The 8,224-nt window shown below is 44.4% G+C and carries 7 protein-coding genes and 1 pseudogene; all 8 read right to left on the reverse strand.

Annotation, left to right across the window (positions count from 1 at the left end; translation table 11 throughout):
* Positions 1-73 precede the first annotated feature (73 nt).
* Complete coding sequence (gene rpoB / locus EYW48_RS18435) at positions 74-4,102, reverse strand: DNA-directed RNA polymerase subunit beta (RefSeq protein ID WP_171980928.1); 4,029 nt, start codon at positions 4,100-4,102, stop codon at positions 74-76.
* Between the two features lie 246 nt (positions 4,103-4,348).
* Positions 4,349-4,714 (reverse strand): 50S ribosomal protein L7/L12, encoded by a 366-nt coding sequence (gene rplL, locus EYW48_RS18440; RefSeq protein WP_053309811.1) that lies wholly within the window; start codon positions 4,712-4,714, stop codon positions 4,349-4,351.
* Positions 4,715-4,771: 57 nt separating this feature from the next.
* Positions 4,772-5,266: a 50S ribosomal protein L10 gene (gene rplJ / locus EYW48_RS18445; RefSeq protein WP_053309810.1), complete on the reverse strand. Its 495-nt coding sequence runs from the start codon at positions 5,264-5,266 to the stop codon at positions 4,772-4,774.
* 288 nt (positions 5,267-5,554) lie between these two features.
* Positions 5,555-6,256, reverse strand: a complete 702-nt coding sequence (gene rplA, locus EYW48_RS18450; protein ID WP_053309809.1) for a 50S ribosomal protein L1 — start codon at positions 6,254-6,256, stop codon at positions 5,555-5,557.
* 4 nt (positions 6,257-6,260) lie between these two features.
* A complete protein-coding gene (gene rplK / locus EYW48_RS18455; RefSeq protein WP_053309808.1) occupies positions 6,261-6,689 on the reverse strand; it encodes a 50S ribosomal protein L11 in 429 nt (142 codons plus the stop codon).
* Between the two features lie 130 nt (positions 6,690-6,819).
* Positions 6,820-7,368, reverse strand: a complete 549-nt coding sequence (gene nusG, locus EYW48_RS18460; protein ID WP_013857954.1) for a transcription termination/antitermination protein NusG — start codon at positions 7,366-7,368, stop codon at positions 6,820-6,822.
* 12 nt (positions 7,369-7,380) lie between these two features.
* Positions 7,381-7,761 carry a preprotein translocase subunit SecE gene (secE, locus tag EYW48_RS18465; RefSeq protein WP_053309807.1) on the reverse strand — a complete coding sequence of 127 codons (381 nt, stop codon included), beginning with the start codon at positions 7,759-7,761 and terminating at the stop codon, positions 7,381-7,383.
* Positions 7,762-8,015: 254 nt separating this feature from the next.
* Positions 8,016-8,224, reverse strand: a pseudogene (gene tuf, locus EYW48_RS18470) (elongation factor Tu); the annotation flags it as partial.

Genomic DNA, 8,224 nt, shown 5'->3' on the forward strand with positions numbered 1-8,224 from the left:
CTCCTGTAAGGAGTTAAAAGGCGCTCGGCGAGCGCCTTTCTACCAGGATAATCCAGAGGGTTTACCGTCAAGATTACTCTTCGTCTTCTAGCTCGATGTTGATACCTAGCGAGCGGATTTCTTTCAGCAATACGTTGAAAGACTCTGGCATGCCAGGTTCCATGCTATGGTCACCATCGACGATGTTTTTATACATCTTCGTACGACCGTTAACGTCATCTGACTTAACGGTTAGCATTTCTTGTAACGTGTAAGCAGCACCGTATGCTTCTAGTGCCCATACTTCCATCTCACCGAAACGCTGACCACCGAACTGAGCTTTACCACCAAGTGGTTGCTGAGTTACTAGGCTGTACGAACCAGTTGAACGAGCGTGCATCTTATCGTCAACAAGGTGGTTCAGTTTAAGCATGTACATGTAACCAACAGTTACAGGACGCTCAAACGCATCACCAGTACGACCATCAAACAAGGTAAGCTGACCAGAAGTTGGTAGATCACCGAGGCTCAATAGTTCCTTGATTGATGCTTCTGAAGCACCATCAAATACTGGAGTTGCAATTGGTAAACCACCACGTAGGTTGCCAACTAGCGTACGAACTTCATCATCAGACAATGTTGCAATATCAACTTTCTGACGAGTATCACCGAGATCATAAACCTTCTGTAGGAACTCACGGAACTTAGCCAGCTCTTGTTGTTCCTTAACCATTTGGTTGATCTTGTCACCGATACCTTTTGCAGCCAAACCTAAGTGTACTTCTAGGATCTGACCGATGTTCATACGTGAAGGTACACCCAGTGGGTTTAGTACGATATCAACCGGCTGACCGTTTTCATCGTAAGGCATGTCTTCAACAGGGTTGATCTTAGAGATTACACCCTTGTTACCGTGACGACCTGCCATCTTATCACCAGGCTGGATACGACGTTTAACCGCTAGGTAAACTTTAACAATCTTCAGAACGCCAGGCGCTAGATCATCACCTTGAGTGATTTTGCGACGTTTCGCTTCAAACTTCTTATCGAAGTCAGCTTTTAGCTCATCCCATTGCTCAGCAAGCTGTTCAAGTTGAGATTGTAGCTCGTCGTTTTCTAACGTTTGCTCTAGCCATTTCTTACGATCGATCGAATCAAGCTTAGCTTCAGAGTAACCACCGTTTAGCAATACAGCTTTCACACGAGCAAGTAGACCACCTTCAAAGATTTGGAACTCTTCAGTAAGGTCTTTCTTCGCTTCTTTTAGCTGCATGTGTTCAATTTCAAGCGCACGCTTGTCTTTCTCTACGCCATCGCGAGTGAAAACTTGAACGTCAATGATGGTACCTGAAACAGAGTTTGGTACACGTAGTGATGTATCTTTAACATCAGAGGCTTTTTCACCGAAGATAGCACGTAGTAGCTTCTCTTCTGGAGTAAGTTGAGTTTCGCCTTTCGGAGTTACTTTACCTACTAGGATGTCGCCACCCTTAACTTCAGCACCAATGTAAACGATACCTGACTCATCTAGTTTAGACAGAGCAGATTCACCTACGTTTGGAATATCCGCTGTGATCTCTTCAGAACCCAGCTTAGTATCACGAGCCACACAAGATAGTTCTTGAATGTGAATTGTCGTGAAACGGTCTTCTTGAACTACGCGCTCAGATACTAAGATCGAGTCTTCGAAGTTATAACCATTCCAAGGCATGAATGCGATACGCATGTTTTGGCCAAGCGCTAGCTCACCAAGGTCTGTTGAAGGACCATCAGCAAGTACGTCACCGCGAGCAACAGGTTCACCTGGCATCACAGTAGGGCGTTGGTTAATACATGTATTTTGGTTCGAACGTGTGTATTTAGTTAGGTTGTAGATGTCGATACCCGCTTCACCAGGTACAAGTTCATCTTCATTAACTTTAACAACGATACGAGATGCATCAACTGACTGCACCATACCGCCACGTTTAGCAACCGCAGTTACACCAGAGTCAACTGCTACGTTACGTTCGATACCAGTACCAACCAACGGCTTCTCAGCGCGTAAAGTTGGAACCGCTTGACGTTGCATGTTCGCACCCATCAATGCACGGTTCGCATCATCGTGTTCTAGGAACGGGATAAGCGAAGCAGCGATAGATACTACTTGGTTAGTAGCAACGTCCATGTAGTCAACATGTTCACGAGGGTGAAGACCAGATTCACCTTTTTGACGAGCTGTGATCAGCTCATCTGCAAACGTACCTTCTTCTGTAAGAATAGCGTTTGCCTGCGCGATAACAAATTGACCTTCTTGGATAGCTGATAAGTAATCAACTTCATCAGTCACAACACCATCAACAACACGACGGTACGGAGTTTCTAGGAAACCGTACTCATTACAACGTGCAAATGCAGATAGTGAGTTAATTAGACCGATGTTCGGACCTTCTGGCGTTTCGATCGGACATAGACGACCGTAGTGAGTTACGTGTACGTCACGTACCTCAAAGCCAGCACGCTCACGAGTTAGACCGCCAGGACCCAATGCAGAAATACGACGCTTGTGCGTTACTTCTGAAAGCGGGTTGTTCTGGTCCATAAACTGAGATAGCTGTGAAGAACCGAAGAATTCTTTAACTGCCGCAGAGATAGGCTTAGCATTGATCAAATCTTGAGGCATGATAGCATCAAGATCGCCAAGGCTTAGGCGCTCTTTAACTGCACGTTCAACACGTACAAGACCTACGCGGAATTGGTTTTCAGCCATTTCACCAACAGAGCGGATACGACGGTTGCCAAGGTGGTCGATATCGTCCACTTCGCCAATACCGTTACGGATTGCGATCAACTTCTTCATCACTTCGATGATATCAGTCTCGTCAAGCGTACCTTGCTCACCAGCATCTTCACGCTCAATAGAGCTGTTGAACTTCATACGACCTACCGTTGATAGATCATAGCGTTCTTCTGAGAAGAATAGGCTTTCAAACAGCGATTCAGCTGCTTCTTTTGTTGGTGGCTCGCCAGGGCGCATCATGCGATAGATTTCTACAAGCGCAGAGATACGATCAACAGTGCTGTCGATACGTAACGTCTCTGACATAAATGGACCATGATCTAGATCGTTCGTAAATAGAACTTCTAGTTGCTTATAGCCCGCTTGTGAAAGGTTCGCTAATGCTTCCAAGCTAATTTCTTGGTTTGCCGCAACGATAATCTCGCCAGTCGCTTCATTGATGTAATCTTTAGAAGCAACTTTGCCGACGATGTACTCAACAGGTACATCGATAAACTCAACACCATCTTTTTCTAGTTGGCGGATATGGCGAGCCGTTACACGGCGACCTTGCTCAACGTAAACCGTACCATTTGCTTCAATGTCAAAAGACGCAGTTTCACCACGTAGACGTTCAGGAACCAACGCCATTAGTAGTGTTTTGTCTTTAACTTCAAAGTTCACTTTCTCGAAGAATAGATCCAAGATCTCTTCTGTCGATTTGCCAAGTGCACGAAGAATAATAGATGCAGGTAATTTACGACGACGGTCGATACGTACGTACAGGTTATCTTTTGGATCGAACTCAAAATCTAACCATGAACCACGGTAAGGAATAACACGTGCGTTATAAAGAACTTTACCTGATGAGTGAGTTTTACCCTTATCGCTGTCGAAGAATACGCCTGGGCTTCGGTGCAGCTGGGATACGATAACCCTCTCGGTACCATTAATTACGAAGGTACCATTGTCTGTCATGAGTGGAATTTCACCCATGTAGACTTCTTGTTCTTTAATATCTTTTACAGTACCTGCTGGCGCGTCTTTATCAAAGATCACTAGACGTAATTTTACGCGTAGTGGTTTTGAATAAGTTACACCACGAATTTGACATTCTTTAACGTCAAAAACTGGCTCACCAAGACGATAGCTAACGTATTGCAGCTCAGAATTGCCGTTATAGCTCTGAATAGGAAATACAGAACGAAAAGCAGCCTCAAGACCGTATTGTCCTTCAGGATCCTGTTCGATAAACTTGTCGAACGAATCGAGCTGGATCGATAGCAGGTATGGAATGTCCAACACTTGTGGACGAGTACCAAAGTCCTTACGGATGCGCTTTTTCTCGGTATAAGAGTAAACCATGGGGTTCCTCAGCTCGCTGATAAGTGACCCAAACTGTCCGCCTAGTATTAAATAAAAGGTGATGGGACAGTGACTAACAGCTGTTTAATGTAGTAAACACATAACCTAAAAAATGGTTGTGTGTGTTTTTGCACGGATATAAGCGTTTAAACAGCGGGAAAATTCGCCTATACCCTACAGCGCAAAAAGGCCGGTGGTCAATAAACCACCAGCCATTAGCCTTGCGGCTAAGAAATCAAGTAATAATTACTTGATTTCAACAGAAGCGCCTGCTTCTTCTAGCTGAGCTTTAAGAGCTTCAGCTTCAGCTTTGTCAACGCCTTCTTTTAGCGCTGCAGGAGCTGAGTCTACAAGACCTTTAGCTTCTTTAAGACCTAGGCCAGTCGCGCCACGTACTGCTTTGATTACAGCAACTTTGTTTGCGCCAGCACCAGTTAGGATTACGTCGAATTCAGTTTGCTCTTCAACAGCTGCTGCTGCTGCGCCGCCTGAAACTACTGCAGCTGCAGCAGAAACACCGAATTTTTCTTCCATAGCTTCGATAAGCTCAACAACTTGCATTACAGACATTTCTGCAACTGCGTCTAGGATTTGCTCGTTAGTAATAGACATAACAATTCTCTTTTAAGTCAACAATAAGTTTATTTTGCAACCAGTAAAAAGCAAGGCTTAAGCCGCAGCTTCTTCTTTTTGATCGCGGATAGCAGCGATAGTACGTACCAGCTTGCCAGCAGAAGCTTCTTTCATGCACATCATTAGGCGTGCAATAGCTTCGTCGTAAGTTGGTAGTGTCGCTAGTAGTTCAGCGTCAGTAATTGCGCCTTCAAATGCAGCTGCTTTGATTTCAAAGTTCTTGTTCTCTTTAGCGAAGTCTTTGAAAAGACGCGCTGCAGCACCTGGGTGCTCGTTAGAGAATGCAATCAAAGTAGGACCAACGAATACGTCTTGTAGACATTCGTAGTCTGTGCCTTCTACTGCGCGACGAGCTAGAGTATTACGAACAACTCTCATGTAAACACCCGCTTCACGAGCTTGTTTACGTAGAGAAGTCATCGCGCCTACTTGAACGCCACGAGAGTCAGCAACAACTGCAGAAAGTGCACCACTGGCAGCTTCGTTGACTTCAGCAACAATTGCTTTTTTGTCTTGAAGGTTTAAAGCCATCTTGGATTTACTCCTGGTTGTCGTTACACCACTCACTATTATCACAACAGTGAGAGTTATTTCGGTGCAGTCCCAGAAGAAAGATTATCTATTAAAAATAAATTCTGCTTTCTGTCAGTTCGGGCACCATCTACGTAGGTACGATTAAGTTATTTATCTAAAAAGACAAACAGCGCCTACGGTCTTGGACGGAGACTGGGTCATAATTCTAAGAACTAAAGTTCAGCCCCAACCACAAATATTAGGCGCAGAATTATACACAAATTCTGCGCCTAATCAAATGTATTATTATGCTTGAGTGTTCAGAGTATTCTGATCAACAGCAACGCCAGCACCCATTGTAGTAGAGATGCTAACTTTCTTCAGGAAAGTACCTTTCGCTGAAGACGGTTTTGCTTTCTTAAGCGCAACTAGTAGAGCTTCTAAGTTCTCTTGTAGTTGGTTGGCATCGAAAGACACTTTACCAATGGTAGTGTGGATGATGCCGTTTTTGTCGTTACGGTAACGAACCTGACCAGCTTTAGCATTCTTAACAGCTTCAGCAACGTTAGGAGTTACAGTACCAACTTTAGGGTTTGGCATTAGACCGCGTGGACCTAGGATAGTACCTAGTTGCCCAACAACGCGCATTGCATCTGGAGAAGCAACCACTACGTCGAAGTTCATTTCGCCTTTTTTCACTAGCTCAGCTAGATCTTCCATACCCACTAGATCTGCGCCTGCTTCTTTAGCAGCTTCAGCGTTTGCACCTTGAGTGAACACTGCAACGCGGATGTCACGACCAGTACCGTGAGGTAGTACAGTTGCACCACGTACGTTTTGGTCAGATTTACGAGCATCGATACCTAAGTTTACAGCAACGTCTACAGACTCAACGAATTTAGCTGTAGCTAGTTCTTTAAGAAGTGCTACTGCTTCGTTGATTTCGTATTCTTTAGTTGCGTCTACTTTTTCACGAATAGTGCGCATGCGCTTAGTTAGTTTTGCCATGATCTTAACCCTCTACCACTAGGCCCATTGAACGAGCAGTACCCGCAATAGAACGTTTCATCGCTTCAATGTCAGCACCAGTCATATCTGCAGCTTTAGTTTCTGCGATTTCTTGGATTTGAGCATCAGTGATCGTACCCACTTTTTCAGTGTTTGGACGACCAGAACCAGACTTAAGACCAGCCGCTTTCTTAAGAAGAACTGCAGCAGGTGGAGTCTTAGTTACGAACGTGAAAGAACGATCGCTGTATACTGTGATAACAACTGGAGTAGGTAGACCTTTCTCCATTGATTCTGTTTTCGCGTTAAACGCTTTACAGAATTCCATGATGTTAACACCGTGTTGACCTAGAGCAGGACCAACTGGTGGACTTGGGTTTGCCATACCAGCTGCAACTTGCAACTTGATATAAGCTTCAACTTTCTTAGCCATGATATTTCCTAAATTTGGGTTCAGACGCTAATCAACCGATCAGCTCCCCGGTTTTGTCATAAAGACCTGTAAAAAGGCGCGAAATTATAATCACATTTCACACCCTAAACAACCCTAAAAAGGTGTTTTTTTAATCAAGTTTATCAACTTGACCAAACTCAAGTTCTACTGGTGTCGCACGACCAAAGATCGATACCGATACTTTAATGCGGCTCTTCTCGTAATCCACTTCTTCAACTGTTCCGTTGAAATCAGCAAATGGACCTTCGTTAACACGAACCACTTCACCCGCTTCAAACATCGTCTTAGGACGAGGCGCTTCACTTGCTTTCTCTAAACGATTAAGAATAGCATCAGCTTCTTTATCAGTGATTGGTGCAGGACGATCAGAGGTTCCACCGATGAAACCCATTACACGAGGAACGCTACGTACTAAGTGCCATGATTCATCATTCATCAGCATTTGGACTAGTACATAACCTGGAAAGAACTTGCGCTCACTCTTACGGCGTTGGCCAGCGCGCATCTCAACGACTTCTTCTGTTGGTACAAGAACTTCACCGAAGAACTCTTCCATCGCGTGCATTTTAATATGCTCACGAAGCGATTGAGCTACGCGACCTTCAAATCCAGAGAAGGCTTGAACTACATACCAGCGTTTTTTAGGAGCTTCACTCATGTATTAAACCCTCTATACCCCAGTTACCAATGCAACAAGACGAACCATAATGCCGTCAATGCCCCACAGTACTAGAGCCATTACGATACTTACAGCTAAAACGATAAATGTGGTTTGCATGGTTTCTTGGCGTGTAGGCCATACCACTTTACGAACTTCCATACGAGATTCGCGTGCAAACACAATCGCAGCTTTTCCTTTTGTGGTTGTTGCTGCAACACCGAGTGCTGCAATAATTAACACAACCACACCTGCAGCACGGAGCACTACAGACATTTCACCATACAGGTAATTACCCACAACAGCGGCAGCTAACAGAGCAAAAGTGACAATCCACTTAAATGTGTCTGCTGCACTTGAGCTATCAGGAGTTTCAGCATTGTTTGCTTTCATAAACCAACCTGTTACAAGTCTTAATATAGACGACAACAACCCCGCTGTTGCAGGGCAAATCCATAGCACAGGTAAAGGTTACCTATACATACTCATCAAGATAAAGACTTCTCTATCTTAAATCCTTTGCACTGGCTTTATCGACCAACAAATCGACAATGACCAATTTTAGCGCAGAAAAAGGGCATCAAATGATGCCCTTTTTGGTAGTCGTTAGTCAAATACTATTCGTATTTAAACGGCTAAATCAGCAATTAAGCGATAACTTTAGCAACAACACCAGCACCAACTGTACGACCACCTTCGCGAATCGCGAAACGTAGACCTTCATCCATCGCGATTGGAGCGATTAGCTCTACAACCATTTGGATGTTGTCACCTGGCATTACCATTTCTACGCCTTCTGGTAGAGAAATATCACCAGTTACGTCAGTTGTACGGAAGTAGAACTGTGGACGGTAGC

This window comes from Vibrio sp. 1180_3, from assembly GCF_029478545.1.
Classification (GTDB): Bacteria; Pseudomonadota; Gammaproteobacteria; order Enterobacterales; family Vibrionaceae; genus Vibrio; species Vibrio aestuarianus.

What these genes read in the sequence shown, in the direction of transcription:
- rplK (WP_053309808.1), bottom strand. Translation starts at nt 6,689, where the DNA reads ATGGCTAAGAAAGTTGAAGCTTATATCAAGTTGCAAGTTGCAGCTGGT.
- rpoB (WP_171980928.1), bottom strand. Translation starts at nt 4,102, where the DNA reads ATGGTTTACTCTTATACCGAGAAAAAGCGCATCCGTAAGGACTTTGGT.
- secE (WP_053309807.1), bottom strand. Translation starts at nt 7,761, where the DNA reads ATGAAAGCAAACAATGCTGAAACTCCTGATAGCTCAAGTGCAGCAGAC.
- rplA (WP_053309809.1), bottom strand. Translation starts at nt 6,256, where the DNA reads ATGGCAAAACTAACTAAGCGCATGCGCACTATTCGTGAAAAAGTAGAC.
- rplL (WP_053309811.1), bottom strand. Translation starts at nt 4,714, where the DNA reads ATGTCTATTACTAACGAGCAAATCCTAGACGCAGTTGCAGAAATGTCT.
- nusG (WP_013857954.1), bottom strand. Translation starts at nt 7,368, where the DNA reads ATGAGTGAAGCTCCTAAAAAACGCTGGTATGTAGTTCAAGCCTTCTCT.
- rplJ (WP_053309810.1), bottom strand. Translation starts at nt 5,266, where the DNA reads ATGGCTTTAAACCTTCAAGACAAAAAAGCAATTGTTGCTGAAGTCAAC.